The following is a 26,969-nucleotide window of genomic DNA, read 5'->3' as shown; positions in this document are numbered from 1 at the left end:
TCCAGTATGCATCATTCGTGGATTTGTTGCACCGCCCTCACGGTGTGGGTCTACGCTGGCTCGATGGGCTATCGCCACCCCTTCCCGCTGCGCTGGAACGACAACGACCAGTACGGCCACATGAACAACACCGTCTACTACGAGGCCATGGACACGGCGGTGAACACCTGGCTCATCAGGCACACCGACCTGGACCCCGCGGGTGCCGTGATCGGGCTTGCCCGCGCCTCCTCGTGCGAGTTCCTGGCCCCGGCGTCGTTCCCCGAGGAGCTGGAGGTCGACGTCGCCGTCGGGCGCCTCGGGCGCACCTCGCTGACCTGGGACCTGGCAATCCTGCGGGCGGGCGCGCCCGACCGCGCGGAGGCGTACGCGACGGGCAGCTTCACGCACGTCTTCGTGGACCAGGTCGAGCGACGCCCGGTGCCGGTCCCGGACGTGATCCGCGCGGCGGTCGAGCAGCACCTGGGCGTCACCCCGCCGAGTCCGTAGCCGGGGCCTGTTCCGGGGACGTGTGCCGGGCCGTCAGCTCGCGCTTGAGCACCTTGCCGCTCGGGCCGAGTGGCAGGTCGGCCGAGACGTGCACGACGCGCGGGTACTTGTACGCCGCCACGCGCTCCCGCATCCAGGCGACGACGGCGGCCGGGTCCACCTCGGCCCCGTCCGAGGGCACGACGGCGGCGTGCACCTCCTGCCCGCGCGCGGCGTCGGGCACCCCGAACACCGCCGCCAGCGCGACCCCCGGGTAGCGGGCCAGCACCGCCTCGACCTCCGTGGGATACACGTTGTAGCCGCTGCGGATGATCATGTCCTTCTTGCGGTCCACGATCGTCACGATGCCGTCGGCGTCCACGGTCCCGAGGTCGCCCGTGCGGAACCACCCGTCGACGACGGCGGCGGCAGAGGCGTCGGGCCGCCCCAGGTACCCCTTCATCAGGTTGTGCCCGCGCACCACGATCTCGCCCAGGTCGCTCTGCTCCCCGGCCGCCGCGCCCGGCGCCGGGGCGGGCAGCAGCTCGACCCGGTCCTCCACCTCGGCCACGGCCACCGCCACGTCGACGCCCCACATGGGCCGCCCCACGGTGCCGGGCCGGATGGGCTCCGACGTCACGTTGAACGTGCACGACGGCGACGTCTCGGTCAGCCCGTACCCCTCGTGCACCTGCGCGCCGAACGCCTCCTCGAACGCCTCCAGCAGCGCCACCGGCAGGGCCGCGCCGCCGGAGACGGCGAACCGCAGCGGGGGCCGCGCCGCCGTGCGGCGGGCCGCCTCGACCATGCCGGCGAAGTTGGTCGGCACCGCCGTGAACACGGTCGCGCCGTGCGCCACCAGCAGCTCCAGGGCCTCGTCCGGGTCGAACCTCGGCAGCAGCACGATGGACGCGCCGCGCCGGAAAGCCATGTTCAGCACCGCCATCTGACCGAACGAGTGGAAGAACGGCAGGCCGCCGTACACGACGTCGTCGGGCCGCAGGTCGAACGAGTCGATCAGGGAACAGTGCACCTGCTCGACCATCGCCAGGTGCGACCCGACGGCGCCCTTCGGGGTGCCCGTGGTGCCGCTCGTGTACAGGATCGTGGCCGCCGCCAGCGGGTTCACGCCCGCGTGCCGCTCGATCGGCGTGGCCCCGGCGGCCTCCTCCTCCAGCCGCGCCACCGGGGTGCCCTGCTCGGCGAGGCCGCGCGCGGCGTCCGGCGGCAGCAGCACGGTCAGCAGCGGCACCCCGGCCCGGGCGGCCGCGGGGGCGGCCTCGGCCAGCATCGGGGCGGCGACCACGACGACGTCGGCCCCGGCGTCCCGCAGGACGAACTCGATCTCGTCGGTGCGGAACAGCAGGTGCACCGGCACCACCACGGCGCCGAGCGCGAGCGTGGCGTAGTAGACGCGCGCGAAGTCGGGCACGTTCGGCACGATCATCGCGACGCGCGAGCCCGGCCCGATGCCCCGGGCCGCGAGCGCCCCCGCGTACGCGCGGGTCTGGTCCCAGAGGTCGCCGTAGGTGGTGGACTGCCCCAGGAAGTACAGGGCGGGGCGGTCGGGGAACCGGCGGGCGGTCTCGGCCAGCATGCTCGCGATGGACAGGGTGCCGTACCCGGGTCCGTCGACGGCGGGGTCGGGGGCGGCCGGGGTGGGCCGGGCCGGGATGGGCGCTGGCGCGTGGGTCATGTCGGGTCTCCTTCGACGGTCGACGGTTCGGGGGCGACGCGCGTCAGGTAGGGCGCGCGCCGGCGGAGCTCGGCCCGGCCGAGGGAGGCCAGGTGCACCTCGTCGGGCCCGTCGGCCAGGCGCAGGGTGCGCACGCCGGCGAGCAGCTCGGCCAGGGGGTGGTCGCCGGAGACCCCGGCGGCGCCGAACACCTGGACGGCGCGGTCCAGGATCTGCCCGACAGCGCGGGGTACCGCGATCTTGATGGCCTGGATCTCGGTCATGGCCGCCTTGTTGCCGACGGTGTCCATGAGCCAGGCGGTCTTGAGCACGAGCAGGCGCAGCGACTCGAGCTCGATGCGGGAGGTGGCGGCCCACTCGCGGACCACGCCCTGGTCGGCCAGCGGCCCGCCGAACGCGACCCGCTCCGCGGCGCGCTCGCGCACCAGGTCCAGCGCCCGCTCGGCCATGCCGAGGGCGCGCATGCAGTGGTGGATGCGACCCGGGCCGAGGCGGGCCTGGGCCATGGCGAACCCGTCGCCCTCGCCGCCCAGCAGGGCGGTGGCGGGCACGCGGACGTCGTCGAACACGATCTCGGCGTGGCCGCCGTGGTCGCGGTCGTCGTAGCCGAGCACGGTCAGGCCGCGCAGCACGGTGACGCCGGGGGTCTCGCGGGGCACGAGCACCATGGACTGCTGCCGGTGCCGGGGTGCGTCCGGGTCCGTCTTGCCCATCACGACCAGCAGCCCGCAGTCCGGGTTCATGGCGCCGGTCGCGAACCACTTGCGGCCCGTGACCACGTACTCGTCGCCCTCGCGCACGATGCGCGTGGCGATGTTCGTGGCGTCCGACGACGCGACGGCGGGCTCGGTCATGCAGAACGCCGACCGCTGCGCGCCGTCCAGCAGCGGGTCGAGCCACCGCTCGCGCTGCCCGGGCGTGGCGAAGTGCGCGAGCAGCTCCATGTTGCCGGTGTCGGGCGCGGCGCAGTTCATGGCGACGGGCGCGAGCTTCGGGCTGTACCCGGTCAGCTCCGCCACGGGGGCGTACTGCAGGTTGGTCAGGCCGCCGCCGCGCCCGGCGGCGGGGCCGTCCGGCGGCAGGAACAGGTTCCAGAGCCCCCGTTCCTTCGCGGTGGCCTGGAGGTGCCGGACGACGGGGCGGAAGGACCAGTCGTCGGGGGTGGCCGCGAGCTGTGCGGCGAGCACCGGCTCGGCGGGCAGCACCTCGCCGGTCAGGAAGTCCCGGACCCGGGCGGTGATCTCCCGCGTGGTCGCGTCGGGTGCGAAGTCCATCAGGCTCCTCCTGTCGTGATGCCGGCGCCGCCAGCGGGTGAGGCGCCGAGCCGGGCCAGCCCCTCGCGGGCCAGCGGGCCGACGAGCGCGCCGATCGTGTCGAACCCGGCGCCGACGGTCTGGCCGCCGGTGTACCGGTAGTGGATGCCCTCGAGGATGACGGCGAGCTTGTAGCAGGCGAACGCCCGGTACCAGCCCAGGTCCGGCACGGCGCTGCCGGCGCGGGCCGCGTAGGCGTCGATGACCTCGGCGAAGTCCGGGTAGCCCGCGCCGGGCACGATCGCCCCGGCGACGCCGACGACGCCCGCCGCCCGCGTCAGGTCGTGGATGTCCCAGTACATGCCGAGCATGCCGAGGTCCACGAGCGGGTCGCCGAGCGTGGCCATCTCCCAGTCCAGCACCGCCGCGACGTGCGGTGTGTCGGGCGGCCCGGCCAACAGCACGTTGTCGAGCCGGTAGTCGCCGTGCACGATGCCGGAGCGCGTCCCGTCGTCGGGCACCGTGGCGCCCAGCCGCTCCTGGAGGGTGTCCAGGAGCGGCTGGGGCCGCGACCGGGAGGCGTCGTACTGGCGCCGCCAGGTCGTCAGCTGCCGGCCGAGGTACCCGGCGGGCCGGCCGAAGTCGGCCAGCCCCACCGCCGCGGGGTCGGTGCCGTGCAGGTCCGCCAGCACCTCGGCCAGCTCGACGGACAGCGCGCCCAGACCCGCGCGGGTCCAGGCCGCGTTGTCCTCGGGCCGGGCCAGGACGGCGCCGTCGACGTGCTCCATGACGAAGAACACGGTGCCCGTGACCTCGGCGGCGGCGGTGTCGTCCACCACCGCCACCGTGGGCGGCACCGGGACGGTGCCGGCCAGCGCGGTGATGACCCGGTGCTCCCGGCGCATGTCGTGCGCACTGGACAGCACGTGCCCCAGCGGTGGGCGCCGCACCACCAGCGGACGGGCGGCGCCGTCCACCCGGTAGGTGAGGTTGCTGCGCCCGCCGGTGATGAGGGTCGCCGTGAGCCCGGGGCCCGGGCCCGGACCTGGGGCGGGGCCCGGGCCGCTGAGCTCCGGGTGCTCCCGGGCCAGCCAGGCGGCCAGACCGGCGACGTCCAGGCCGGGCAGTTCGTGCGTCATGGTTCCCCTTCGGTGCGGTGGTGCGGTGATGCGGTGGTTCTGGTGCGGCGCCCTCGCCGGCTCCGGTCACTCGGTGGCCGGGATGCCCTCGTTCTCCAGCGGCACCTGCATGGGCTCGACCGGGGTGGCCCCGGCCTCGGACACCGTGTAGGCCTCGTCGGTGAAGTCCTGCACGCCGTCCGTCACCACCGCGATGCGGACGGTGCGGTGCGCAAGATGATCCTCCGCGGAGTACGTCGGCGGCGCTATGCCGTTGCCCTGCAGCTCGCCGGACTCGATCGCGGCCACGATCGACTCCCGCGTCGGGTCGGGCCCCGCCGCCGCGAGCGCCTCGGCGAACTGGTAGCCCACGCTCATGCCGTAGGTGGTGTTGCCCGTGTAGGGCGCGCCGTCGTTGTACTCGTCGTTGATCGTCGAGAACAGCTCGTACCACTCGGACGACGGGCTGTTGGGCAGGTAGTTCACCGAGACGAGGCCCTCCAGCACGGGCGCGACGTCCGCGCCGAGGTACTCGACGAGGGTCGGGTGGTCGGCGCCCGAGGAGGAGACGTGCCACCTCGGGAACCAGTCCATCTGCGCGGCCGTTCCCACGGCCAGGGCGGTGAACCCGTTGATGGTGCCGAGCACGTTGTGCGTGCAGCCGGCCTCCTTCATGGCGCCGAGCTGCGCGGTCACGTCCTGGTCGGCGGTGGAGTAGGTCTGGCTGCTCGCCACCTTCCCCTCGCCCACGGCGAGCTCGACGCCCGCCAGGATGCCCTCGCCGAAGTCGTCGTCCTGGCCCAGCACGCAGACGACGGCGTCCGGCTCGGTGTCCAGCGCGTACTGCGCCAGCGCCGCGCCCTCGGTCACGTAGTCGGCGTTGAAGCCGAACGTGTTCGGGTACTCGTCGGGCTGGTCCCAGGTCAGGGATCCGGAGGCGACGAACAGGTCGGGCACGTCGTTCTGGGCCAGGTAGTCGAGCACGCTGGAGTGCGTGGGCGTGCCCAGGCCGCCCACGACCGCGAAGACCTCGTCCTCCTGGACCAGCTCGCGCACGACCGTCTGGGTGTTCGCGGGGTTGTAGCCGTCGTCCTTGACGACGTACTCGATCTCGCGGCCGTGGATGCCGCCGTTCGCGTTGACGTACTCGAAGTACGCCGCGGTGGCCGCCGAGATCGACGCGAAGCCGGCGGCGGCCGGACCCGTCAGCGGCTGGTGGGTGCCGATGGTCACCGTGTCGTCGGTGACGCCGGGCACCTCGGCGGCCGCGGGGGTGGAGCAGGCCGACAGCGCCGTGGCGGCGGTGAGCCCGAGGACGGCCGCCGCGCCGACGGAGCGGGGGTGGGACAAGGAAGCAGTGCGCATTTCCGTTCACCTCACTGTGTTGGGAAGGAGCTTGCGTTCGGGGAGGAGGTCCGCGAGACCGCCCGGCCGGAGCACGGTCACGACGATCACGACCACGCCGAACAGCGCGATCTCGACGTTGCCCTGCAGGCGGTGGCCCAGGTCGGCGGGCAGTGCGGCCGTGGCCTGGTCGACGACCCACGGCAGCAGCGTCACGAGCACCGCCCCGATCGCGGCGCCGCCGAGCGAGCCGAGCCCGCCGACCACGGCGGCGACCACGAGCAGCAGCGAGACCCCGAGGCCGTAGGCCCCGGGGCTGACCTGCTGCGTGACGATCGCGAGCACCACGCCGCCCAGGCCTGCGGCGAGCGAGCTGACCGCGAACGCCCCGGCCTTGACCCGGCCGGGGTCGACGCCGGCCAGCCGGGCCGCCGTCTCGTCGTCGCGCACCGCACGCATGCGCAGGCCCGCGCGACCGGCACGCAGGGCGACCAGCAGCGTGACGGCGCAGGCCGCGACCAGGATCGCGAGCCACGCGTGCCACTGCTCGGTCGCGATCAGCAGCGCCAGCGCGTCGGGCACCGGGACGAACGGGGCGCGCACGCCCTGCTCCCCCGCCAGGCCCGGGATGGTGCTCGCGGCCGAGGGCAGCGCGATCACCAGGGCGAGCGTCAGGCCCGCGAGGTAGGGGCCGCGCAGCCGGGCCGCGGCCAGCCCGAGCAGCAGGCCGAGCAGCCCCGAGGTGACCAGAGCGCCGGCCACCCCGGCGAGCAGGGGCAGGAGCCAGCCGCCCACGCCGTCGGACACCGCGGTGCCCTCGACCGCGGTGGCGACCCGGGTCGCGGACAGCGCGTACCCGTACCCGCCGGCGGCCATGAGGACGCCGTGCCCCAGGGAGAGCTGGCCGGTGAGCCCGACCAGCAGCGTGAGCCCCGCGACGGCGACGAAGACGCCAGTCGCGGTCGCGAGCTGGTAGTTGCGGTACGGGTCGAGCAGGAAGGTGGCGCCCAGGGCCAGCAGCGTGAGCAGGCCCGCGCGCAGCAGGAGTCTCGTTCCGGACGTCCTCATGCGGTCCGGGCCTCCCTCGCGGCGAAGAGCCCCTGCGGCCGCACGAGCAGCACGACCGTGAGCAGCGCGAGCACCGCCGGCGGCGCCGCGGCGGCCGACGCGTACCCGGTCACGAGGGCCGCAAGCACGCCGACCGACAGCCCGGCCACCAGGGCGCCCACGGGCGAGTCGAGCCCGCCCACGACGGCGGCGGCGAAGGCGTTGACGAACAGCACGTCGGCGGCGTGCGGGTCCAGGCCGAGCCCCGTGGGCACCAGCAGCAGGGCCGCGAGCGCCGCGGCGGCGATCGAGAGCGTCCAGCCGAGCGTGACCATGCGGGGCACGCGCACGCCCAGCAGGCGGGAGGTCTCGGGGGCGAAGGCCGCGGCGCGCAGGCGCAGCCCCAGCGCGGTGCGGTTGAACAGGAGGGCCAGGCCGCCCATGACGACGGCGGCGACCACGAGCACGAACAGGTCGTACGGGCTCGTCAGCGCCACGCCGCCCACCTCGAGGGGCCGCTGCGAGAACGGCGCGTGCACGGGCCGGTGGTCGGGTCCGAAGGCGATCGCGAGCCCGGCCTGGAGCACCATGACCAGGCCGATCGCCACGATGATGCCGGCCAGCGGGTTGTCCTGCGGCACCCGGCGCATGAGCCACCGCTCGACGACGGCGCCGAGCAGCGCCCCGGTCGCGAGCGCGGCGGCGAGCCCCAGCCAGTACGAGCCGGTGGCGGACGCGATCGCGACCGCGACGTACACGGGCACGACCGCCAGGGCGGCCTGGGCGAAGTTCACGACCCGGGCGGAGCGGTAGACGATCACGAGCGAGAGCGCGAACAGGGCGAGGACGGCGCCGCGCGCCAGTCCGGTCGACAGCAGGAACACGAGTCTTTCCACGGCAGGTCTCCTCTCTTGGCCGGCTAGAAGCCCAGGTAGGCGTGGCGGAGGGCGGGGTCGGCGGCCAGCGCGGCGGCCGGGCGGTCGGCGACCACCTCCCCCAGGGACAGGACGACGCCGCGGTCGGCCACCGACAGCGCGCCCGTGACGTTCTGCTCGGCCAGGAGCACGGTGAGCCCGGTGGCCTCGGCCTGGTCACGGAGCACGCCGAGGAGCTGGGCGACCACCAGCGGCGCCAACCCCAGGGAGGGCTCGTCGAGCAGGAGCACCGCGGGCCGGGCCACCAGGGCGCGGGCGAGCGCGAGCATCTGCCGCTCGCCCCCGGACAGGGTGTGGCCGGCGGCGTCGCGCCGGCGCGCCAGGGGTTCGAACAGCTCGTACATCTGCCCGACGGCGGCGTCGCGCTCCGGGCGGGCGTGCTTCCGTCCCGCGTATCTCCACAGCGCCCCGAGGCGCAGGTTCTCCGCGACGGTCAGCTCGGCCACCACGGAGCGCCCCTCGGGGACGAGCGCGAGCCCGTGGCGCACCCGGTCCTCGGTGGGCAGCCCGGTCAGGTCGGCGCCGTCGAGCAGCACGCGGCCGCCCTGGACGGGGACCAGGCCCAGCAGGGCGCGCAGCAGCGTCGTCTTGCCGGCGCCGTTGGCCCCGAGCAGCGCGACGACGCCGCCGTCGGGCACCTCCAGGTCGAGGCCGTCCAGCACGGGGGCGCCGTCGCCGTAGCCGACGGTGAGGCGCTCGATCGTCAGGGTGCTCAAGCCGTCTCCCCCGCCGAACCGCTGGTCGAGCCTGTCGAGACCTCCGCGGGGACCCCGAGGTAGGCCTCCGCGACGGCGGGGTCGCGGCGCACCTCGTCCGGCGTGCCGGCGGCGATGACGTGCCCGAAGTCGAGCACCACCACGCGGTCGGCCACGTCCGTCACGAAGTCGACGTGGTGCTCGACCAGCAGCACGGAGCAGCCGTCGCCGGACACGTCGCGCACGGTCCCCGCGAGCCGGTCGATGTCCGCGGGGCCGAGCCCGCCGGCGGGCTCGTCGAGGAGCAGGAGCCGCGGCCGGGTGACCAGGGCCCGGGCGAGCGCGACGCGCTTGCGCTCCGGGTAGGGCAGCGTCCCGGCGGGCATGCCCGCCAGGTCGCCCAGGCCGAGAGCGTCCAGGGTCTCGCGGGCGGTATCGAGCCCGGGAGTCCGGGCGCGCCGGCTCGCCCCGGTCAGCGGCACGAGCACGTTCTCCAGCACCGTGAGCCGGTCGAACAGCCCCAGGCCCTGCAGGGTCCGGGAGACTCCGGCTCCCAGCAGCCGGTCCGCGGACGAGGGCGCGGGCGCGCCGTCCACCCGGACCCGGCCCCGCCGGGCGCGCACCAGGCCGCACACGGCGTTGAACACCGTGGTCTTGCCCGCGCCGTTGGGGCCGATGAGCGCGACGGTCTCGCCGTCGGCCACGGTGAAGGACACGTCGTCCACGGCGGTCAGGCCGCCGAACGTCACGGTCAGCCCCGAGACCTCCAGCCGGGGCGGGCCGTCTGCTTCCCTGCTCTGCGTCGTCATCGGCACCTCGTCGTGTCGGATGGATGGGTGAGAAACCGACCGGCCGGTTTGTTGCGGGCTCAGGACGCCCGTCGCCGACCGGCCGGCGGCGGTCCTACCGGTGCGGTATCCCGCTCGTCATGCCGCCGTCGACCACGATCTCCTGGCCGGAGATCCAGGCCGACGCCTCGCTCGCGAGGAACAGGATGGTTCCCGCTAGGTCGGCGGGTACGCCCGGCCGGCCGAGCGGGATCACCAGCGCGTCGGGGTCGATCCGCGTGCTCATCTCCGTCAGGACCAGGCCGGGGTGCACCGAGTTGACCCGGATCCCGTCCTTGCCCAGCTCCACGGCGAGCGACTTGGTCAGCCCCCGCACCGCGAACTTGGAGGCGGTGTAGCCGTGCAGGCTCCAGCTGCCGCGCAACCCCTCCACCGAGGAGATGTTGATGATCGAGCCGCGGCCCGCCGCCTTCATCGTGGGCACCACCGCCCGGCAGCCCAGGAACACGCCCGTGGCGTTGACCGCCATGACGGCGTTCCACTTGGCGAGCGTGAAGTGCTCGATCGGGGCGGCGTTCGCGATGCCCGCGTTGTTGACCAGCACGTCCACGCCGCCGAGCGCGCCCGTCACCTCGGCCACGACCGCCTGCCACGCGTCCTCGTCGGTCACGTCCAGGTGCGCGAACCGGGCCCGCTCCCCCAGCTCGTCGGCCAGGGCCCGGCCCTCGGCGTCCAGCACGTCGGTGATCACCACGTGGGCCCCGGCGTCGTGCAGGATCCGGACGTACGCCTCGCCGATGCCGCGGGCCGCACCCGTCACGAGGGCGACCCGGCCGGTCAGGTCGTGCAGCTCGGCGACCGTGGGGCCCGTCATGCCGCCACCTCCCCGTCGCCGGCGTCGTCGGCCACCCGGACCACCAGCCGCCCCGTCGTCGCGCCGCCCGCCAGCCGCGCCACCGCGGCGGGCGCCTGGTCGAACCCGACCACGTCGCCCAGCGCCGGGCGCAGCACACCATCGGCGGCGAGCCGGGTCAGCTCGGCGTGCGCGGCGTCCACGAGGTCGGGCCGCCGCTGCTGGTAGAGCGCCCAGTGCAGGCCGAGCACCCCGTAGTTCTTCACCAGGGCGAGGTCGGCCCGGACCACCGGCTGCTGCCCGCTCGCGAACCCGACCACCACGATCCGGCCCTCGAACGCCAGGCAGCGGGTGGAGCGCTCGAACGAGTCGCCGCCCACCGGGTCGAACACCACGTCCACGCCGCCGCGCAGCGCGCCGACCCAGTCGTCGTCGCGCAGGAACACCTCGTCCGCGCCCGCGGCGCGGGCCGCGGCCACCTTCTCCGGGCTGCCCACCACCCCGACCACGCGCGCGCCGGCCGCCTTGCCGAGCTGGCACGCGGCCGTGCCCACGCCGCCCGCGGCGGCGTGCACCAGCAGCGTCTCCCCGGCCCGCAGGCCGGCGCGCCGGTGCAGCCCGAACCACGCCGTCTGGTAGGCGATCGTCAGCGCCGCGGCCTGGGTGTCGTCCAGGGCCGACGGCGCCGCGTGCACGGCCTGGGCCGGTACCGTCGCGTACTGCGCGAGCACCCCGATCCTCGAGCCGACGACGCGGTCGCCCACCCGTACCCGCTCCCCCTCGGTCACGCCGGGCCCCAGCGCCACGACGTCGCCGCACAGCTCGATCCCGGGCACGAAGGGGAGCTCGGGCCGCTCCTGGTACTGGCCGCGCGCCAGCAGGACGTCGGGGAAGTTCACCGCGACGGCCCGCACCCGGACCAGCACCTCGCCCGGGCCGGGCTCGGGCACCGGCACGTCGTGCAGCTCCATCACCTGCTCGGGCTCCCCGTGGGAGACCACGCGCCACGCCTTCATCGCCGTGGGTGGGTTCACGTCTCAGTCCTTCCTGCTGCTGTGCCTGATGCCGCGCAGGAACAGCTCGGTGAGCTGCTCCGCCACCTCGGCGGTGGTCTCGGGCCCCGCGGGCGAGTACCACTGGGGCAGGTAGTGCACGTCGGAGAAGAAGTGGGCGATGAGCACCGCCGTGGGCACGTCGTCGCGGAACACCCCCTCCTTGATCCCGCGCTCCAGCAGCGCCTGGAAGTCGTCGTGGTAGGCCCGGCGGCGGCGCTTGACCTCCGCCTGCCGCTCCGGCGCGAGCATGTGCTGGCTCCGGGTGAACACGGTGCCCTCGGCCAGCAGCTCGATCGACGTCGTCACCACGTCCTCGCACACGGCGCGCAGCACCTGCTCCACGTCGTCACCTCGCGCGTCGCCCGCCGCGACGAGCTGGTCGAGCCGCGCCTTCTGCAGCGACAGCATCCGTTCGTAGATCGCGAACAGGAGGTCGTCCTTGGAGGCGAAGTAGTGGTACATCGCCCCCTTGGTGACGCCCGCGGCGGCGACGATCTGCTGGACGCTCGTGGTCGCGTAACCCTGCGAGGCGAACAGGTCGAGGGCGGCCCGCAGGACCTGGTCGTGGACGTTCGTGGTGCGCATGGCCACATCCTTCACCGTCCGCTCCGCCACGGCGGCGCGGCTCACCAGGCCGCCCGCACGCTCGCCCCGCCGTCGACCAGGAGGGTCTGGCCGGTCACCCAGGCGGCGTCGTCCGAGAGGAGGAAGGCGGCAGGCCCGGCGACGTCGTCCGGCACGCCGAGCCGGCGCAGCGGGTAGGCACGCGCCGCCTCCTCCTCGCGGCCCTCGTACAGGGCGCGCGCCAGCCGCGTCCTCACCACGGCGGGCGCGAGGGCGTTGACCCGCGTGGCCGGGGCGAGCTCGTCGGCGAGCTGCACCGTCAGGTTGATCAGGGCCGCCTTCGAGACGCCGTAGAAGCCGATGTTCGCGGCCGACGTCGTGCCCGCCAGCGAGGCCATGTTGACGACGGAGCGGAGGCTCGGTGCGTTGCCGTCGCCGGAGCCGGCGGTGCCTTCTGCGGCCGCGGTGCCTGCTGCGGCCGCCGCGACCGCCGCGACCGCCTCGCGCGTCCACTCCAGCGCCGCGATCACGTTCACGTCGAGGATCTTGCGGGCCGCGCCCACGTCCAGCCCCGCGAGCGGTCCGTAGGCGGGGTTGATCCCGGCGTTGTTCACCAGGTGGTCCAGCCGCCCGAAGTGCTCGATCGTCCGCGCGATCGCGGCGGCGCGGTGCTCGGCGTCGTCCGCCTTGCCCGCCACACCCAGGGCGTGGTCCCCGCCGAGCCCGGCCACGGCCTCGGCCAGCGTGTCGGCGGAGCGGCCCGTGACGACCACCCGGCCGCCCTCGGCCACGATCCGGCGGGCGACCGCGAGCCCGATCCCCCGGCTCGCCCCGGTGACGAGCGCGACACGGCCCTCGAACCTGCGCCCGGGCCCGCCCGCGGACCCGCTCCCGAAGCTTTCGGCGACGTCGTCGTCAGCCACGTGCACCTCCGTACCGTCTGGTCGGTTTGTGCGAGGACCGTAGCACGCCCGCACGCCCGGGGATAGGGTGCTGTTCAGAGAGGGATGTCCCGTATGCATCATTCTGCATTGTGTTGCACGGGACGCCGGTCCAGCGGTTGGATGACCTGATGACGACCACGACGTCGAGCATCGCGACGGTCGGGCTGCAGGCGGCGCCGAGCCGGCTCTCGGCCCGGCTGGCCACGCACCCCGAGGCGCAGCGCGTGCTCGACCTGGCGCGGGACACCTTCATCGAGGGCTACCGCATCGACATGGGCCCGCTGGCCACGCAGCTCGGTGTGGACCGCACGTCGGTGTTCCGCTGGGTCGGCAACCGGGACGCCCTGCTGTCCGAGGTGCTGTGGTCGCTCGCCGTGCCCACGCTGGTGCAGGCGGAGCACGCGACCGAGCACCTGACCGGCGCCGAGCGGCTCGCGGACCTGCTGACCACGTTCGCGCACGACCTCATCGTGGCCGACTACTTCCGCGCGTTCCTGCGCCGCGAGCCGGCCCGCTCCCTGCGCCTGCTCACCACCGCGGACAGCCCGATCCAGCGCCGCTTCGTCGCGACCGTCGAGTGGCTCGTGGTCCGCGACCTGGGCGAGAAGCCGTTCGGCGGCACCATCACGCCCGAGGAGCTGGCCTACCTGCTGGTGCGGGTCTCGGAGTCGCTCACCTACGCCGACCTCATCACGGGCGACGAGCCCAGCCCGGCGCGGGCCCGCACAGCGTTCCGCCACCTGCTCCGGGTCACCTGAGCGGGCTCCCGGGCGTCCGGCGGGGTGGTTGCTGGCACCCGACCCGCCGGTTCGGCAGAGTGGGGCCATGGATTTCACTCGTCCCTACCCGCCGGACCCGTACACGCTGCTGCCCGCGCCCGCCGTCTTCGAGCTGAAGAGCACCGACCTCATCGACGGTGAGCGCATGCCGGACGCCCATGCCGCGCACGCCGGCAACCTCTCGCCCGCGCTCGAGTGGAGCGGCTTCCCCGAGGGCACCCGGTCGTTCGTCGTGACCTGCTTCGACCCGGACGCGCCGACGCCGATGGGCTACCACCACTGGACCGTGGGCGACCTGCCGACCGACGTGACGTCGCTGGAGACCGGCGCGGGCGCACCCGACGGCTCGGGGCTGCCCGCCGGCGCGTTCCAGACCAGCGGCGACGGCCACACCCCGGGCTTCGAGGGCGCAGGCCCGCCGCCCGGCGACCACCCGCACCGGTACATCTTCGCCGTGCACGCGCTGGACACCGCGCCCGGCGAGCTCGGCCTGGGGCCGGACAGCACCAACGCGCAGGTGGCGTTCAACGTGTACTTCCACCTGCTGGGCCGCGCCACGCTGACGGCGACGTACAGCCGATGAGCGACCACGCCACCCTGCCGACGCTGGGTGACCTCACCTGGGTGCCCGCGCTCGACCACCCGGAGCTCCTCGCCGAGCCCGTCGGCGCGGCGCTGGCCGCCTGGGCCGCCGCCGACGAGCGGGTCGCCGGCCAGGTCGCGGTCACCGAGATCGACCCGGACCACGCCGACACCGCCACGCTCAACGAGCTGCACGACCTGCCGCCGGAGGCCTCGGCCAACTGTGTGCTGGTGGCCGGCAAGCGGGCCGAGGAGGAGCGCATCGCGGCCTGCGTGGTGCCCGCGAGCACGTTCGCCGACGTCAACAAGCGCGTGCGCAAGCTGCTCGACGTGCGCAAGGCGTCGTTCCTGTCGACCGACCGCGCCGTGGCCGACTCCGGCATGGAGTACGGCGGCATCACGCCCGTGGGCCTGCCCGGGCACTACCGCGTGCTCGTCGACTCCCGGTTCACGCAGGACGGCACCATGGCGCTGATGGGTTCCGGCGTGCGGCGCTCCAAGCTGCTCATGCCCGGGCCGCTGCTGTGCGCCATGCCGGGCGTCGAGGTGATCGAGGACCTGGGCGTCCTGCGCTGAGACGACGAACCGCGTCGACCGGCACGGTCGACGCGGTTCGTGGGCTCGCACGCCGCGGGATCAGTTCTCCGCGCGGCCCTTGCGCCAGTAGCCCATGAACGCCACGGACTTGCGGTCCACCTGGCACTCGTTGACGAGGTAGCGGCGCAGCGTCTTGATGACGCCCGCCTCGCCCGCGAGCCACGCGTACAGCACGGTGTCCTGCGCCAGGGGGCGGCCCGCCTCGTCGACCGGCACCTCCCAGAGGATGCCCGTGTCGATGTCGACGTCGTCCGCCTCGCCCGACAGGTCCACCCCCGCGGCCGTCAGCGCCGGCGAGGTGTCCGACGACGGGCGCACGCCCATCGCGAGCAGCCGGTCGGCGGCGGCCTGCACGGCCGGGACCAGCACGTCGCCGTGCTCGCGCCCGTCGCGGGCCAGCCAGTGCACGCGCACGCCCTCCGGCGCGCCGAGCTGCCAGCCGTCCTCGGGGTGGGGCACCTCGAGGAAGACCTCGCCCACGGCGTCCTCGGGCAGGGACTCGCAGATGGCCGCGATGGCCGGCACGGCGGTCTCGTCACCCGCGAGCAGCAGCGCGTGGCCGCACTCCGGCGGAGCGAACTCGACGCCGCCGTGCACGCCGTCGTACTCCGCGTTGGGGCCCATGATGACCAGGGGGTCGCCGGCGGCCGCCGTCAGGGCCCAGCGGGACGCGGGGCCGGTGTCACCGTGCATCACGACGTCGACGTCGACCTCGCGCATGTTCTGCCGCACGGTGCGGACCGTGTAGGTGCGCATCGGGTTGCGGTGCTCGTCGGGAAGCATCCGCCAGGCGGCGTACCAGTCGGGGTCGTCGCGGCGCAGGGCGTCCCAGCCGCCCTGGGGCGACGGGAGCAGCAGCTTGATGCGCTGGTCACGGCCGTTGTCCGCGAACTTGTCCAGGTCCGGACCCGTGAAGGTGAACCGGACGAAGGACGGGCACAGGCGCGTCACACGCGCGACCTGGACATCGAACATTCGCGAGGGCTTGACGTCGAGCCCCTCGGTCTTGATGGTCACGACGGTGAGCCTAACCTAACTTTGCCGCGCCTGTTCCACCCCCTCCGGAGCGTGGGACGGGACCTGTGTCACAGCCGGGGCGGGGCGCACGCAAGGAACGGAAACCGGAGGAAAAGCCGCGCCCCACGGAACGAAAAGATCACCCCTTCGCCCGTGAAATTAACCCTGTACAAACGGTGCATGTCGTCCCATAGACCCGCTAACTTGGCGACGATCCGAACCGCTTCGACCGCGCGACGTCCTCACGACGTCCTTCCCCGAGCGGCGGCGGGTCGCACCCCCCTTGCACACTCTGCACTCGCTGGAGAACGACATCATGATCGACCACTTCGCGCTGGGCTGGGTCACCCCCGTCCTCTCGTTCCTGCTCTCGTGCGCCGGCTGCGCGGTCGGCCTGACCTGTACGGCCCGGGCCCGTGTGGCCCATGGATTCGCAAGCATCGCCTGGCTCGCCCTCGGCGCGATCTCGATCGGCGGCACGGGCATCTGGGTGATGCACTTCGTCGCCATGCTCGGGTTCTACGTGCGCGGCACGGAGACCCGGTTCGACGTCCCGCTGACGCTGGCGAGCGGCCTGCTCGCCATCGTCGTCGTGGGCCTCGGACTGTTCATCGTCCGCACCGCGGGCGTCGGCCCGGTCGCCCTGGTCGCGGGCGGCCTCATCACCGGCCTGGGCATCGCCGCTATGCACTACCTCGGTATGCGCGCGCTGCACGTGGGCGTGGAGATCACCTACGACGTCCCGACCGTCATCGCGTCGGTGGTCATCGGGATCGTCGCCGCGACCGCGGGCCTCTGGCTCTCGGCGAAGGTGCGCAACTTCGCCGCCGGCGCGGGCGCGACGGTCATCATGGGCCTCGCCGTCTCCGGCATGCACTACACGGGCATGGCGGCGATGCGCGCGGAGGAGACCGACGCGATCATGCCGATCGACACCGGCATCGGTGTGGGAGCGCTCCTAGGGCCGCTCATCATCGGCGTCACGATCAGCACGATCATGATGCTCCTGGTGGTCGGGCTGGCGCCCAGCCCCCAGGAGATGGAGGCGCAGGAGAAGTTCAAGGGCTGGCAGGGCCGCCAGGACGAGCTCCAGCGCGAGACCGCCGCTCCCCGCCGGTCCCAGCTGCTCTGAGCCCACGCGGCCCGGCGAAGACGCCGGGCCGCAGGCGCACCGTCAGACGCGCGTGGCCCAGAAGGCCACCGCCGACGCCGCGGCGACGTTGAGCGAGTCGACGTCGCCCGCCATCGGGATGCGCACCACCAGGTCGGCGGCCTCGACCGCACCCTTGGTCAGGCCGTCGCCCTCGGTACCGAGCACGAGCGCGAGCTTGTCCGGCGGGTCCGCGACCAGCTCGTCGAGCGTGATCGAGTCGTCGGTCAGGGCGAGCGCGGCGACCGTGAAACCGTCCGCGCGCAGGTCGTGCAGGCCCGCCGGCCACTGGTCGACCCGGGTCCACGGCACCTGGAACACCGTGCCCATCGACACCCGCACCGAGCGCCGGTAGAGCGGGTCCGAGCACCGTGGCGAGACGAGCACCGCGTCCACGCCGAGCGCGGCGGCGCTGCGGAAGGCGGCGCCGACGTTGGTGTGGTCCACGACGTCCTCCAGCACCGCCACGCGGCGCGCCCCCGCCCCGCCCCGCGCGCCCGCGAGCAGCTCGTGCACGCTCGGCAGCGGCGGCCGGTGCATCGCGGCCAGGGCGCCGCGGTGCAGGTGGAAGCCCGTGATCTCCTTCAGCAACGGCTCCTCGGCGACGTAGACCGGGGCGCCGGACCGCTCGATCACCTCGCTCATCGAGTCGAGCCACTTGGGCGCCATGAGGAAGGATCGCGGACGGTGCCCGGCCGCGAGCGCCCGCCGGATCACCGTGGAGCTCTCGGCGATGTAGAGGCCCTTGGCCGGCTCGTGCCTGGAGCGCAGGACCACGTCCGTGAGGCTGTTGTAGTCGGCCAGTCGCTCGTCGGCGGGGTCGTCGATGCGGACGACGTCGAGGGTGGTCACCGGTCCATTCTCGCTGATGCCCCGGTCAGATCCGCCCGCGGACGGGGGTGCGCTCGACCGGGTCGCCGTCGTCGGGCATCACCATCTCGGCGCGGACGCCGAGCAGGCGCACCTCGCGGCCCGGTTCCATGTCCTCCGCGAGGGTGAGGACGGCGGCGGTCAGCTCCGCGAGCGACCGCGTCGGGGCCGGGAGCTTCTTCGAGCGGTCCCTGGTGAAGAAGGGCGCGTAGCGCACCTTGAGGCCCACCCGGAAGACCGGCCGGCCCTCCGCCTCGGTGTCGGCGTGCACCTGCGTGACCAGGTCCCGCAGCGCCGCCGCCACCTGCTCGGGCGTGGTGAGGTTGCGCTGGTAGGTGGTCTCGCGGCTGTGCCCGCGTGCCACCCAGGGCGTGTCGTCGACGACGGCGGAGCCGCGTCCCCGGCCCAGGTCGCCGTACCAGGCGCCCATGCGCGGCCCGAACTCGGCGACCAGCGCGTCGCCGTCGGCCGCGGCCAGGTGCGCGACGGTCTCGATGCCGTGGGCCGCGAGGCGCTTGGAGACCTTGGGCCCGACGCCCCACAGGTCGATGGTGGGCCGGTCCCCCATCACGTCGAACCAGTTCCGCTCGGTGAGGCGGAAGATGCCCGCGGGCTTGCCGAACCCGGTGGCGATCTTCGCGCGGATCTTGTTGTCGCCGATGCCGACGGAGCAGTGCAGTCCGGTGGCGTCGAGGACCGCCGCCTGCGCCCGGCGGGCGACGGCCTCCGGGTCGTCGGCGTCGCAGCCGAGGAACGCCTCGTCCCAGCCGAGCACCTCGACCACCGTCCCGAGCCCGCGCAGGGTGTCCATCACGTGCCCGGAGGCTTCGAGGTAGGCCTCGTGGTCGACGGGCAGGATGATCGCGTCCGGCGCCTTGCGGGCCGCGACCCGCAGCGGCATGCCCGACCCGACGCCGAGCTCCCGCGCCTCGTACGACGCGGTCGAGACCACCGTCCGTTCCGCCGGGTCGCCGCGCCCGCCCACGATGACCTGCCTCCCGGCGAGCTCGGGGCGCCGCAGGACCTCGACCGCGACCAGGAACTGGTCGAGGTCGACGTGCAGCACCCAGGGGAAGGCACGCGGACCCATGGCACGAGTCTCCCGGAGCCGGCCCGGGCTGTCCTGCCTGGAACGCGCGTTGCCGCGCGGCAGCCGGCTGGCACACCGTTATCGTCCCGTTATCTCTGAGAGCGAAACCCTTCCCTCTTCCCCCGGAGCACCAAGACTCCATATTCTCCGGGCAAGGAAAGTTCGTCTCACTCAACAGGAGAGCTGCGATGAGAACTACCAGGAACTCCCGGTCGCCCCGCTCGCGCCGCGGCAAGGAACCCGCCCCGCACCCGGCGTTGCCGCAGTCCTACGCGGCAATGATCGAGCGCACGCCGTCGCTGGACGATGCGCAGCTGGAGTCCCTCCTCGAGCGAGCAGTCGCCGGAGCGGACGCCGCGCGCACCCTCGACGCCACCGCGGTCTCCCCCAGCCTGCGCGCACAGCTTGAGACCAGGGTCAAGGACGGGCAATACGCGAAGGAGCGTCTCGTCCTCGCCCACCTCCGCCTCGTCCCGGCGATCGCCGGCTCCTACGCGGGCCGCCTGCCGTTCATGGACCTCGTGCAGGAGGGCAACGTCGGCCTGGTGCGCGCCGCCGACTCGTACGACCCCGCGCACGGCACGTTCGCCGCGTACGCCCACCGCTGGGTCCGCCGCTCGATCGTCCGCGCCGTCGCCGCCGCCGAGCAGGCCGAGCGCACGCCCGGACCGACCCCCGAGCAGAACCTGCTGCGCCGCCGCGTCCGGCAGGCCCTGGCCCACCTCGACGCCGTCGAGGCCCGGGTCCTGGAGATGCGCTTCGGCCTCCTGGACGGCACCACGCGCACCCTCGACGAGATCAGCCGCCGCCTCGGCGTGACCAAGGAGCGCGTGGCGCAGATCCTCGAGTCCGCGCTCGCCCGGCTCCGCGACGTCGTCAGCCCGGCTCCCCTCGCTGCGTGACCGCCGGCTGGGCACCCGACTGCCCGGCCGGCGGCAGCCGACCCCTTCTGCCTCATCGGCCGAGCCGGTCGATCACCTCGTCCAGCGCCTCGTGGTACGCCCACGACGCCGGATACCCCGAGTGCGCCGCCACCGCGAAGAGATAGGCCGACCGGTCCATCTCCTCCGCCCCGCGGTCGACGTCGTTCTCCCCGTAGCCCATCACCGGGAAGCCCAGGAAGTCGGTGCGCCGCCACAGGTTCACCCACGCGGGCTTCGCACCGCAGGTCAGCAGCGACAGCAGCGTGGCCTGTTCCCCCGAGCCGGGCTCGGGGCCCTCCGGCGTCAACGGCGCCGCCGGAACGGCCCCGGGTCCGGAACCTGCCGCGTCCGCGGCGGCCTCGACCTGCCCGCCCCACGGGTCCGCCGACCACGCGGGTCCGGTGCTCGGCGGCAGGCCCGTCGTCCCTGACCCCAGGAGATCGGGGAAGAACCGGCCGAAGAACGGCCGCAGCTGCACGCCGTAGGTCAGCAGCCCGAGGCGCCCGTCCGCACTGTCCGGCAGGCTGCCCGGCCGGCTGCCGGGCTCGGCGTCGTCCGCGCCGTCGGGGACGGTGCGTACCACGGGGTTGCCCGCCCGGATCAGGATGACGGCGGCCGCCAGCACGCCGCCCATCGAGTGCGCGGACAGCACGACGCGCCGCTGCGGCGCCACCCGCGCCCGCTCCGCGTCGTCGGCGATGTCGGCACCGGTGAGCCAGGCGTCCACGCGGGAGCGCACCTCAGGTACCACCCGCTCGGCGTAGCTCGGCGGGCCGAACGGGTGGGCGCTGCGCGGCAGGAAGCACAGGAGGTCCCACAGCAGCCCCCACGGGCGGCCCGGGACGCCGCCCGAGGCGCCCGCCAGCGCGCTGGCCACCAGCGTCGCCGCCAGTACCCCCAGGGCCGGCATCGCCAGCGCGGACAGCCACTGCGGCACCTGCACGGCGCCGGTGCCGTCGTGCCGGGCGATCAGCGGGATGTGGGCCGCCAGGGCCGCGACGTAGCAGGCGGCCGCCAGGGCGCCGACGGCGAGCTCCACCCGGTGCGACATGGCCGCGACCTGCCGGCCGCGCAGCACGCGCTCCAGCACGGGGTTGGCGCCGCCGTCGGGGTCCGGAGTGTCCGCGACCGCGCGCCAGGCGGGCACCGCCGGGCCGTACGGCGGCCCCAACGTGCGCGGCGCCCCCGGGATCCAGAGGCCCCGCGAGCGCAGGGTGTCGATGACGTAGGGCCCGGCGGCCGCCACGACCAGCAGCACCAGGAACACGAGCGCGATCACCACCGACGCCGTGCCGAACTCGGTGTAGACCGGCGGGACCCGTACGAGCTCGGGGTCGGGCACGGTGCGCGCGACGCCGACCAGCCCGCCGCCGAGGGGATCCGGCGCGGGGCGCTCCCCGGCGCGCAGGACCCACTGCACGCCGAGCACCAGCAGGCTGGAGTAGACCGTCGCCGCCGCGACGGAGACCAGCAGGAACACGCCCGGCCCGGCGCCGTTCCAGCCTTCGGTGGCCCGGCGCCGCTGCAGCATCGCGGCCAGCACGACCACCACGGGGCTCAGCACGGCGAGCAGCGCGACCGCGACGAGCAGGTAGCGCAGCCCCGGGCCCGGCTGGGTGACCAGCACGACGCCGACGCACGCGGTGGCGACCACCGGCACCGCCGTCCACGCCGCGACGGCCCGGGTGCTGCGCGCGGTGCGCCAGGCGAGCCCTGTCGCGGCGATGCCGCCCATGCCGACGCCGAGCAGCGCGGGCACCAGGTCCAGGCCGATCAGCGCGGGCATCCGCTCCGGCTGCGGCCCGGCGACGCAGGCGGCGCACGCCAGCAGCCAGACCAGCAGCCCGGCGGCGAACACGGCGAGACCGGCCCGGGCCTTCCAGCGGGGGGTGACGGCCTGGACGCCGTCGTCGTCGGTGCGCAGGGCGACGAACAGGCACGCCCCCAGGATCACGGCCAGGGCCACCAGCGGGAGGCCCGGGGCCGGCAGGCCGGCGTCGGCGTAGCGGGTCCAGGTGAGGTACTGCCCCGTCAGGGCGAGCGCCGCGCCCAGGTGCGCCCACAGCAGGCCCGAGCCCGAGCGCTGCGACCAGAAGCCCGCGCGGTGCAGCGGCGGGCCCGACGGCGGCACGGTGCGCCCGGCGCGCATCGCCGAGAACTTGGACTCGAACCGGACCTGGCCGCTGTGCGCCACGGCCACCAGGATCGCGACCAGCAGCACCGGGGCCAGCGACAGGAGCGCCAGGCGGTCGCCGACGTCCAGCCGGGCCAGGCCGTACAGCGCGCCGGGGATGCGGGCGCAGACGGGGACCACCGCGTCGGGCCCGGGGGTGGCCAGCCCGATGCAGCGCGTGCCGAGCACCGACAGCGCGACCGTCGCGACGGCCGAGACGAACAGCAGCGTCAGCCCGAGCGAGAACACGCGCGTCAGCGCGGCCGTCGGGTCGGGGCGCAGGCTGCCCGAGCGGGTGCCGCGCGCCGCGGGCCGGTGCGCCGCCGGGACCGGGGCGGGGATACGGCGGGCCCAGTATGCGGCGTTGACCAGGCCGAACGGGATCATCGCCGCCCACAGCAGGCGCACCGCGACCGTCCCCACGACGCCCAGCACGCCGCCGAACGGCAGGCCGCCGAGGCGCGCCATCGCGCCCCACGAGTAGGCCTCACGGCGCACGTCCGGCCGGATGGCGTGCACGTCGCCCGGCGGGAGCGCCCGGTCGCGCGCCTCGGCGGCCGGCGTGGGGACCCAGAAGCTGCCCAGGCCGTCGCCGTCGGACTGGGTCACCTCGCCCCGGGGCAGGCCGAGCGCGCCGTACGGCATCGTGTTCGCGATGCCGTGGATCCGCAGCTCGAGGATGCTGGGCGAGGCTCCGGGCGGGTTCTCGGGCCTGGTTCCGGGCGCGCTGTCCATAGCGCCCCAACGTAGGGGTGCCCGACGCCGCCGGACGTGCCGCCACGCGCGGCCCGGCCGGATCCTGCGGGAATCACGCAGGATCCGGCCGGGCGCCCTGACCTGGGCCGCAGCCGCCTCAGGGGGCGAACGTCACCGCGACCACCGCCGCGGCCAGCAGCAGGTCGTAGACCACGCAGGTCTCGGCGTACCAGCGCCACACGACCGCGCCGGCCCGGTGGTGGAACGCGTCCCAGACCGCGTGGCCCACCAGGCCCGCAGCGACCACGTACGCCCCCGTGTCCTGCCCCGCGAAGACCGTGGCCAAGAGCGCGACCACCGCGAACACCGCGAGCCCGGCCGCCTGCAGCAGCATCATCGACCGGCCCCGGATGCTGCGCCGGACCAGGCCCACCACCGGGTACACGAGGGCGATCCCGAGGATTTGCCACGGCGGGAGCCCGCCCACGCCGCCCGCGATCGTGCACGCGAGCAGCGCCAGCCCGAGCAGCACGGGCCACCGGCGGCCCAGCCACGCCAGGTCGAACCCGTGGACGTGGTGCGTGTACTCGGCGGGGCGCAGCAGCATCGCGCCCGCCATGGCCGGCACCATCAGCACGTGGCCCCAGAGCATGAGGTCGCCCGCCGTCGCGGCCCCGGCCCAGAACAGCGCGAGCAGCACCGCGAACGGCGCCGCCATCGCCGCGTTCATCTCCCAGATGGCGGCCCAGCCGTGGCGCCGCAGCCGCATCCACACCGTCATGGCCGCGACCATGTCCAGGACCATCACGACCGCTCCGACGTCCGGCCGGGCCAGCACCGCCTGCACGCCGAGGGCGGCGCCCGCCAGGTCCCACGCCGGGGCCAGCACCAGCATGCCGAGCACCATCACCACGACCATCTCGGCCAGGTGCGCCAGGAACCTGCCGACCGTCCGGGCCCGCGACACGGGTCCGGCGTCGTGGGCCGGGTGCGTCGTCGCGTGGGCCGCCGGGTGGCCCGCCGCCGGCGACGCGGTGTCGCCCGTGCCGTCTCCCCGGACCGGCACCGTCGTCGAAACTCCCGCCGTGACCCGGCCTGTCGTCTCCGTCATCTCGCCGTCTCCTCGCTCCGGGCGGCGTCCCTCGCCGCGCTGTTCCCCACGCTGTCGCGCGGCGCCCAGCGCCAGTAGTGCCGGACCGCACCCGGGCGCGGGCACTTGTCACGAGCCCGTATGACAGATGTCATCCAGGCGCCGCGGCACGCCCCGGAGCGGCGTCGGCGCTGGCAGGATGGCGTCATGAGCACCGGGCGGGCCGTCGCGGACGACGGCGGCAGCGGACTCGTGAGCTTCCGCCGCAACGTCTGGTGGGGGCTGGCGGGCACCGTGGCGTGCGTGCTGGGCTTCGCCGTCGGCGACTGGGTGCTGGACCCCGACGTCCCCGCCGAGCTGCGCGCGCTGACCGGGCTGTCCACGGCGGCCACGATCGTCGCGTGCGGCGTGCTGCTGGGGCGACGGATGCGGGACCGGGCGCCGTCGGCCGGCTGGCTGGTCACCGCGGGCTGCGCCGCCCTGGTCGCCGGGGCGGTGCCGCTCGCGGTGGGCAACTTCGGGATCTGGTCCATCGCCCCCGCCGCCACGATCTCGGTGCTGGTCATGTTCCTGCCGATCCGCCGGGCGTGGCAGGCGCTCGCCCTCGCGCTGCTCGTCCTGCCCACGATCGGCTTGGTCACGGCCCTGGCCACGGGCGAGCCCAACGTGGCGCACGCGGTGTGGATGCCCGCCCTGATGGTGGTCGCGTTCGGCCCCGCGATGCTCGGCATGGTCCGCGCCTGGCAGGTCACGGCCCGGCTCGACGACGCCCGGCGGCTGGCCGGACAGCTCGCCGTGGCGGACGAGCGGCTCCGGTTCGCCGCCGACCTGCACGACATCCAGGGGCACCACCTCCAGGTGATCGCCCTGAAGAGCGAGCTCGCCGCCCGCCTGGCGGAGGCCGACCCGGCGCGCGCCGCGGAGCAGATGCGCGAGGTGCAGCAGCTCGCCGGCGACGCCCTGCGCGAGACCCGCGCCCTGGTACAGGGCTACCGCCGCACCACGCTCGACGCCGAGATCGCCAACGCGTCCAGGGTGCTGGCCGCGGCGGGCGTCCAGGTGCACGCCGACGTCGACGCCGGCCTCGCCGCAGCCCTCCCCCAGGCGCCGCGCAGCCTGCTCGGCCTGGTGGTGCGCGAGGCCACGACCAACGTGCTGCGGCACAGCAGCGCCACGCGCGCGGCGATCGTCCTGGTCCCGGACGACGCCGGCGCGCGCCTCGTGATCGACAACGACGGCGCGCGTCCTGCCGTGGCCGGTGACGGGACCGGGCTGGCCTCGCTCGCGGAACGGCTCGACGCCGTCGGCGGGCGCCTGTCGTGGGTCAGCGACGACGACAGGTTCGTGGTGACCGCGACGGTGACCGGATGATCCGCCTGCTGCTGGCCGACGACGAGGAGCTGCTGCGCGGGGCGCTGTGCGCCCTGCTCGACCTCGAGGAGGACCTGCACGTCGTGGCCGAGGCGGCCACCACCACCCAGGCGGTGCGGCTCGCGGGGCAGCACCGGCCCGACGTCGCGGTGCTCGACCTGGAGATGCCGCCCACCGACGGGCTGCACGCCGCCGGGCAGATCCTGGCCGACGCCGACGGCACGCCGCCCCGCGTCATCATCGTCACGCGGCACGCCCGCCCCGCCGTCCTGCGCCGGGCGCTGGCCGCCGGGGTGAGCGGGTTCGTGCCCAAGTCGACACCCGCGGCGCGGCTCGCGCAGATCGTGCGCGACGTCGCCGTCGGGCACCGGTACGTGGACCCCGAGATCGCCGCGTCCGCGCTCACCGAGAACGAGTGCCCGCTGACGGACCGCGAGCTGGAGGTGCTGCGGGCGGCGCGGGCGGGTGCGCAGGTGTCCGAGATCGCGGCCGCCGTCCACCTCGCGCCGGGCACGGTGCGCAACTACCTGTCCTCGGCGATGGCCAAGCTCGGCGTCGCGACCCGCCACGCGGCGGCCCACCGCGCGTGGGAGGAGGGCTGGATCTGACCGGCCCTAGCCGTCGTGGGCCTCGCGCTCGCCGTCGACGTAGAACCAGCGGCCGCCCGTGCGCACGAACCGGCTGGTCTCGTGCAGGCTGCCGCGCACGCCCGTCTCGGGGTAGCGGTAGAAGGCGGTGAACTCGACGAGGCCGGCCGTGTCGAACGGGCCGCCCCGCTCGGTGCGGTGGATGTCGAGGCGGCGCCACTGCTCGTCACCGACCCCGGCACTGTCCGGGCGGGTCTCCGGCGCCCAGGTCGCGAGCAGGTAGGCGTCGTCGCCCACGGCGAAGGCCGAGTAGCGCGAGCGCATCAGCGCCTCGGCCGTCGGGGCGGTCGCGGCGCCGGAGTGGTAGCGCCCGCAGCAGGCACCGTAGGTGTCGCCGGAGAGGCAGGGGCAGCGGTCGTCGTCGTGCACGGGGACGATCCTCGCACCTACGCGAACGTCTCGTGCCCCAGCACCGCGAGCAGGCGGATCTTCTCCTCGGCCGCGCTGCCCGGCGCGGGCGTCAGCACCAGGAGGGCCTGGGACTGGTCCTCGGTGAACAGCGCCTGGCAGTCCACGTCGATGCGGCCCAGCTCGGGGTGCACCAGCGTCTTGTGGTCCTCGAAGCGCCGGGAGACCTCGTGCAGCTCCCAGAGCCGCACGAACTCGGGACTGAGCCGCAGCAGGGCGCGCAGCACCTCGTCGGCGGGCGAGCCGGGCCCGGCCGCCGCGTGGGCCGCCCGCAGGGAGGCGACCTGGCTCCGGGCCTGCCGGTCGTGGTCCTCGGGCGGGTACACGTCCCGGGACGCGGGGTCGGTGAACCACCGGTAGACGGAGCTGCGGGCCAGGCCGCCGGCGGGCGCCGGGCCGAAGACCGCCTCGGCGAGCCGGTTCTGCACGAGCGTCTCGCCCAGGCCCGAGATGATCAGCGCCGGGGCGTCCTCCAGGCGGTCGAGGACCCGGAGCAGGGCCGGCGCCACGTGCGAGTCCGCCGGTGTGCGCCGCGGCACACCGTGCCCGGCCAGGCGGAACAGGTAGTCGCGCTCGTCGGCGGTCAGGCGCAGGGACCGGGCGAGCGCGGCGAGCATCTGCTCCGACGGCTGCGGCCCGCGCTGCTGCTCCAGCCGCGCGTAGTAGTCCACCGACATCCCGGTCAGGGCGGCGACCTCCTCCCGGCGCAGCCCGGGTGCGCGACGGCGGGGCCCCGGCACCAGTCCGACGTCGGACGGGCGCAGGGCCTCCCGGCGGCGGCGGAGGAAGTCGGCGAGCGCGGCGCGGTTCATGCGC

General features: G+C 74.7%; 26 protein-coding genes and 1 pseudogene. 8 read left to right on the top strand and 19 right to left on the bottom strand.

Annotated elements, in window-relative coordinates; translation table 11 throughout:
* Nucleotides 1-63: 63 nt before the first annotated feature.
* The gene (locus tag ACZ7LE_RS18415) at nucleotides 64-489 is read left to right on the top strand and encodes an acyl-CoA thioesterase (RefSeq protein WP_470404698.1); all 426 of its coding nucleotides are present in this window, start codon (nucleotides 64-66) and stop codon (nucleotides 487-489) included.
* Here the strand turns inward: ACZ7LE_RS18415 and ACZ7LE_RS18410 are convergent.
* The 12 genes and pseudogenes from ACZ7LE_RS18410 to ACZ7LE_RS18355 form a co-directional block, all read right to left on the bottom strand.
* A complete protein-coding gene (locus ACZ7LE_RS18410; protein WP_470404697.1) occupies nucleotides 470-2,164 on the bottom strand; it encodes an AMP-binding protein in 1,695 nt (564 codons plus the stop codon). The two genes, ACZ7LE_RS18415 and ACZ7LE_RS18410, sit on opposite strands and share 20 nt — an antisense overlap.
* Nucleotides 2,161-3,438 (bottom strand): acyl-CoA dehydrogenase family protein, encoded by a 1,278-nt coding sequence (locus tag ACZ7LE_RS18405; protein WP_470404696.1) that lies wholly within the window; start codon nucleotides 3,436-3,438, stop codon nucleotides 2,161-2,163. The genes ACZ7LE_RS18410 and ACZ7LE_RS18405 overlap by 4 nt, the downstream gene beginning before the upstream one ends.
* Nucleotides 3,438-4,556, bottom strand: a complete 1,119-nt coding sequence (locus ACZ7LE_RS18400) for a phosphotransferase family protein (protein WP_470404695.1) — start codon at nucleotides 4,554-4,556, stop codon at nucleotides 3,438-3,440. The genes ACZ7LE_RS18405 and ACZ7LE_RS18400 overlap by 1 nt, the downstream gene beginning before the upstream one ends.
* A 66-nt stretch (nucleotides 4,557-4,622) precedes the next feature.
* Nucleotides 4,623-5,900 (bottom strand): ABC transporter substrate-binding protein, encoded by a 1,278-nt coding sequence (locus ACZ7LE_RS18395; RefSeq protein ID WP_470404694.1) that lies wholly within the window; start codon nucleotides 5,898-5,900, stop codon nucleotides 4,623-4,625.
* A 6-nt stretch (nucleotides 5,901-5,906) separates the two neighbouring features.
* A complete protein-coding gene (locus tag ACZ7LE_RS18390) occupies nucleotides 5,907-6,947 on the bottom strand; it encodes a branched-chain amino acid ABC transporter permease (RefSeq protein WP_470404693.1) in 1,041 nt (346 codons plus the stop codon).
* Nucleotides 6,944-7,822 (bottom strand): branched-chain amino acid ABC transporter permease, encoded by an 879-nt coding sequence (locus tag ACZ7LE_RS18385; RefSeq protein ID WP_470404692.1) that lies wholly within the window; start codon nucleotides 7,820-7,822, stop codon nucleotides 6,944-6,946. The genes ACZ7LE_RS18390 and ACZ7LE_RS18385 overlap by 4 nt, the downstream gene beginning before the upstream one ends.
* 245 nt (nucleotides 7,823-8,067) lie before the next feature.
* Nucleotides 8,068-8,523 (bottom strand): annotated as a pseudogene (locus ACZ7LE_RS18380) (ABC transporter ATP-binding protein); the annotation flags it as partial.
* A 50-nt stretch (nucleotides 8,524-8,573) separates the two neighbouring features.
* On the bottom strand, nucleotides 8,574-9,365 hold the full coding sequence (locus ACZ7LE_RS18375; RefSeq protein WP_470404691.1) for an ABC transporter ATP-binding protein: 792 nt from the start codon (nucleotides 9,363-9,365) through the stop codon (nucleotides 8,574-8,576).
* 94 nt (nucleotides 9,366-9,459) lie between these two features.
* Nucleotides 9,460-10,218: a glucose 1-dehydrogenase gene (locus ACZ7LE_RS18370; protein WP_470404690.1), complete on the bottom strand. Its 759-nt coding sequence runs from the start codon at nucleotides 10,216-10,218 to the stop codon at nucleotides 9,460-9,462.
* Nucleotides 10,215-11,231 carry an NADPH:quinone oxidoreductase family protein gene (locus ACZ7LE_RS18365; RefSeq protein WP_470404689.1) on the bottom strand — a complete coding sequence of 339 codons (1,017 nt, stop codon included), beginning with the start codon at nucleotides 11,229-11,231 and terminating at the stop codon, nucleotides 10,215-10,217. Before ACZ7LE_RS18365 ends, ACZ7LE_RS18370 begins: the two co-directional genes overlap by 4 nt.
* Nucleotides 11,232-11,234: 3 nt before the next feature.
* Nucleotides 11,235-11,837 carry a TetR/AcrR family transcriptional regulator gene (locus ACZ7LE_RS18360; RefSeq protein ID WP_470404688.1) on the bottom strand — a complete coding sequence of 201 codons (603 nt, stop codon included), beginning with the start codon at nucleotides 11,835-11,837 and terminating at the stop codon, nucleotides 11,235-11,237.
* A 41-nt stretch (nucleotides 11,838-11,878) separates the two neighbouring features.
* Nucleotides 11,879-12,739, bottom strand: coding sequence for an SDR family oxidoreductase (locus ACZ7LE_RS18355; protein ID WP_470404687.1), 861 nt, complete (start codon nucleotides 12,737-12,739; stop codon nucleotides 11,879-11,881).
* 149 nt (nucleotides 12,740-12,888) lie between these two features.
* Here ACZ7LE_RS18355 and ACZ7LE_RS18350 point away from each other — a divergent pair, with 149 nt between their 5' ends.
* From ACZ7LE_RS18350 to ACZ7LE_RS18340, 3 genes are all read left to right on the top strand, one after another.
* Complete coding sequence (locus ACZ7LE_RS18350) at nucleotides 12,889-13,518, top strand: QsdR family transcriptional regulator (RefSeq protein ID WP_470404686.1); 630 nt, start codon at nucleotides 12,889-12,891, stop codon at nucleotides 13,516-13,518.
* 67 nt (nucleotides 13,519-13,585) lie between these two features.
* Nucleotides 13,586-14,122 (top strand): YbhB/YbcL family Raf kinase inhibitor-like protein, encoded by a 537-nt coding sequence (locus ACZ7LE_RS18345; RefSeq protein WP_470404685.1) that lies wholly within the window; start codon nucleotides 13,586-13,588, stop codon nucleotides 14,120-14,122.
* Complete coding sequence (locus ACZ7LE_RS18340; RefSeq protein WP_470404684.1) at nucleotides 14,119-14,697, top strand: YbaK/EbsC family protein; 579 nt, start codon at nucleotides 14,119-14,121, stop codon at nucleotides 14,695-14,697. The genes ACZ7LE_RS18345 and ACZ7LE_RS18340 overlap by 4 nt, the downstream gene beginning before the upstream one ends.
* A gap of 60 nt (nucleotides 14,698-14,757) precedes the next feature.
* On the opposite strand, the gene ACZ7LE_RS18335 is transcribed toward ACZ7LE_RS18340, so the two are convergent.
* On the bottom strand, nucleotides 14,758-15,735 hold the full coding sequence (locus tag ACZ7LE_RS18335; RefSeq protein WP_470404683.1) for a siderophore-interacting protein: 978 nt from the start codon (nucleotides 15,733-15,735) through the stop codon (nucleotides 14,758-14,760).
* Nucleotides 15,736-16,051: 316 nt separating this feature from the next.
* Between ACZ7LE_RS18335 and ACZ7LE_RS18330 the strand changes: the two genes are divergently transcribed.
* A complete protein-coding gene (locus tag ACZ7LE_RS18330) occupies nucleotides 16,052-16,867 on the top strand; it encodes an MHYT domain-containing protein (protein ID WP_470404682.1) in 816 nt (271 codons plus the stop codon).
* A gap of 42 nt (nucleotides 16,868-16,909) precedes the next feature.
* Here the strand turns inward: ACZ7LE_RS18330 and ACZ7LE_RS18325 are convergent, their stop codons facing one another.
* The gene (locus ACZ7LE_RS18325) at nucleotides 16,910-17,737 is read right to left on the bottom strand and encodes a TrmH family RNA methyltransferase (RefSeq protein WP_470404681.1); all 828 of its coding nucleotides are present in this window, start codon (nucleotides 17,735-17,737) and stop codon (nucleotides 16,910-16,912) included.
* A 25-nt stretch (nucleotides 17,738-17,762) separates the two neighbouring features.
* The gene (locus ACZ7LE_RS18320) at nucleotides 17,763-18,845 is read right to left on the bottom strand and encodes a DNA polymerase IV (protein ID WP_470404680.1); all 1,083 of its coding nucleotides are present in this window, start codon (nucleotides 18,843-18,845) and stop codon (nucleotides 17,763-17,765) included.
* Nucleotides 18,846-19,033: 188 nt separating this feature from the next.
* On the opposite strand from ACZ7LE_RS18320, the gene ACZ7LE_RS18315 reads away from it, so the two are divergent.
* Nucleotides 19,034-19,747, top strand: a complete 714-nt coding sequence (locus tag ACZ7LE_RS18315) for a sigma-70 family RNA polymerase sigma factor (protein WP_470404679.1) — start codon at nucleotides 19,034-19,036, stop codon at nucleotides 19,745-19,747.
* A 52-nt stretch (nucleotides 19,748-19,799) separates the two neighbouring features.
* On the opposite strand, the gene ACZ7LE_RS18310 is transcribed toward ACZ7LE_RS18315, so the two are convergent.
* Nucleotides 19,800-22,676 (bottom strand): hypothetical protein, encoded by a 2,877-nt coding sequence (locus ACZ7LE_RS18310; RefSeq protein ID WP_470404678.1) that lies wholly within the window; start codon nucleotides 22,674-22,676, stop codon nucleotides 19,800-19,802.
* Between the two features lie 118 nt (nucleotides 22,677-22,794).
* Nucleotides 22,795-23,748, bottom strand: coding sequence for a hypothetical protein (locus ACZ7LE_RS18305; protein WP_470404677.1), 954 nt, complete (start codon nucleotides 23,746-23,748; stop codon nucleotides 22,795-22,797).
* A gap of 186 nt (nucleotides 23,749-23,934) precedes the next feature.
* Here ACZ7LE_RS18305 and ACZ7LE_RS18300 point away from each other — a divergent pair, with 186 nt between their 5' ends.
* The gene (locus tag ACZ7LE_RS18300) at nucleotides 23,935-25,098 is read left to right on the top strand and encodes a sensor histidine kinase (RefSeq protein WP_470404676.1); all 1,164 of its coding nucleotides are present in this window, start codon (nucleotides 23,935-23,937) and stop codon (nucleotides 25,096-25,098) included.
* Nucleotides 25,095-25,706, top strand: a complete 612-nt coding sequence (locus ACZ7LE_RS18295) for a response regulator transcription factor (RefSeq protein ID WP_470404675.1) — start codon at nucleotides 25,095-25,097, stop codon at nucleotides 25,704-25,706. The genes ACZ7LE_RS18300 and ACZ7LE_RS18295 overlap by 4 nt, the downstream gene beginning before the upstream one ends.
* Before the next feature lie 6 nt (nucleotides 25,707-25,712).
* Here ACZ7LE_RS18295 and ACZ7LE_RS18290 read toward each other — a convergent pair whose 3' ends face one another.
* Together ACZ7LE_RS18290 and ACZ7LE_RS18285 are read right to left on the bottom strand one after the other, a co-directional pair.
* Complete coding sequence (locus ACZ7LE_RS18290; RefSeq protein WP_470404674.1) at nucleotides 25,713-26,114, bottom strand: YchJ family protein; 402 nt, start codon at nucleotides 26,112-26,114, stop codon at nucleotides 25,713-25,715.
* 17 nt (nucleotides 26,115-26,131) lie between these two features.
* Nucleotides 26,132-26,965: a helix-turn-helix transcriptional regulator gene (locus ACZ7LE_RS18285; protein ID WP_470404673.1), complete on the bottom strand. Its 834-nt coding sequence runs from the start codon at nucleotides 26,963-26,965 to the stop codon at nucleotides 26,132-26,134.
* Nucleotides 26,966-26,969: the final 4 nt, after the last annotated feature.

The organism is Promicromonospora sp. NPDC110617 (assembly GCF_055598465.1).
Note: the sequence above shows the minus strand (reverse complement) of the source record. Positions and strands in the feature narration are given on the sequence as shown.